At 78.6% G+C, this 1,667-nt stretch carries 2 protein-coding genes; both read left to right on the forward strand.

Annotation, left to right across the window (positions count from 1 at the left end):
* On the forward strand, positions 1-666 hold a 666-nt coding region (locus MXD58_RS27130), incomplete at its 5' end, for a sulfurtransferase (protein WP_250610743.1).
* Positions 663-1,667: FAD-binding protein (locus MXD58_RS27135; RefSeq protein ID WP_250610761.1), on the forward strand; the 1,005-nt coding region annotated here is incomplete at its 3' end. The genes MXD58_RS27130 and MXD58_RS27135, both read left to right, overlap by 4 nt.

Consider the following 1,667-nt stretch of genomic DNA (forward strand, 5'->3'; position numbering starts at 1 on the left):
GCCCCCGGTGGCGCCGCCGGGCGCCACCCGCTGCCCGAGGTCGCCGACCTGCAGGCCGCCGCGCGCCGCTGGGGCCTGCGCGCCGGTCAGCCGGTCGTCGTCTACGACGACAACGGCGGGCTGTCCGCCGCCCGCGCCTGGTGGCTGCTGCGCTGGGCCGGAGTCACCGACGTGCGCATCCTCGACGGCGCGCTCGCCGCCTGGCGCGATGCCGGGCTGCCGCTGGAAACCGGGGAGATCATCCCGGCGCCTGGTGACGTCGAGCTCAGCGCCGGGCACCTGCCCGTCCTCGACGCCGACGACGCCGCCGCCCTCGCCCGCGACGGGGTGCTCCTCGACGCCCGCGCACCCGAGCGTTACCGCGGCGAAGTGGAACCTATCGACCCCCGCGCGGGCCACATCCCCGGCGCCCGCAGCGCCTCGACCGGCGAGAACCTCGACGCCGCCGGTCGGTTCCTGTCCCCCGCCGACCTGCGGGCCCGCTTCGCCGCCCTCGGCGTCCCGGCCGGCACCGGGGGGGTCGGGGTGTACTGCGGGTCCGGGGTGACCGCCGCCCACGAGATCGCCGCCCTCGCCGTCGCCGGCGTCGATGCCGCCCTCTACCCGGGCTCCTGGTCGGCCTGGTCCTCGGACCCGGCCCGGCCCGTGGCCACCGGCGCCCCGTGAGCCTCGACCTCCCGGCCACCGCCGCCGCGCGCGCCACGGCGGCGATGCCCGCCGGGCACGTCGCGCCGGAGGGCGTGGGACCGGAGGGCGTGGGACCGGACGGCGTGGGACCGGACGGCGCGGCCGATCCGGCGGTCGTCGAGGCGTTCGCGGTCGCGCTGCCCGTCGGACGCTGGAGCACCGACCCGGCGGTGGTCGACGCCCACCGCCTCGACCGCTCCGGCTGGATACCCAGCGGGCGCCCCCTCGGCGTCGCCTTCGCCCGCGACGTCGCCGACGTGCGGGCCACGCTGCGGGTCGCCACCGCCCGACGGGTGCCGGTGACGGTGCGCGGCGCCGGCACCGGCCTGGCCGGCGGTGCCGCCGCCGGACAGGGCGGCATCGTGCTCGACGTCGCCGGGATGAACCGGATCCGCGAGCTGTCCGCCGAGGACAGCGTCGCCGTCGTCGAACCCGGGGTCATCACCGCCGACCTCGACGCCGCCGCCCAGGCGGTCGGCCTGAGCTACCCGCCGGACCCCGCGAGTGCCGCGATCTCCACCATCGGCGGGAACATCGCGACGAACGCCGGCGGGCTGCGCTGCGCGAAGTACGGCGTCACCCGCGAGTCGGTGCTCGGCCTGGACGTCGTCCTCGCCGACGGCGAGATGCTGCGCACCGGGCGGCGCACCGTCAAGGGCGTCGCCGGCTACGACCTGACCAGCCTGTTCGTCGGCTCCGAAGGCACCCTCGGGGTCGTCGTCGCCGCGACCGTGCGGCTGCGCCCGCTCGCCCGGGACCCGGTGACCCTCGCCGCGTTCTTCGACACCCTCGACGCCGCCGTCGACGCCGTCACCGCCCTCGGCGCCGCCGGGGTCGTGCCCGCCGTCGCCGAACTGCTCGATGCCCGCACCGTGCGCGCCGTCGACGCCGCCACCGGCTCCGACCTGGCCGCCCAAGGCGCGGTGTTCCTGCTCGTGCAGACCGACGGCCCCGGCGCCGCCGCCGAGGCCGACCTCGCC

This window comes from Frankia sp. AgKG'84/4 (genome assembly GCF_023242965.2).
Lineage (GTDB): Bacteria > Actinomycetota > Actinomycetes > Frankiales > Frankiaceae > Frankia.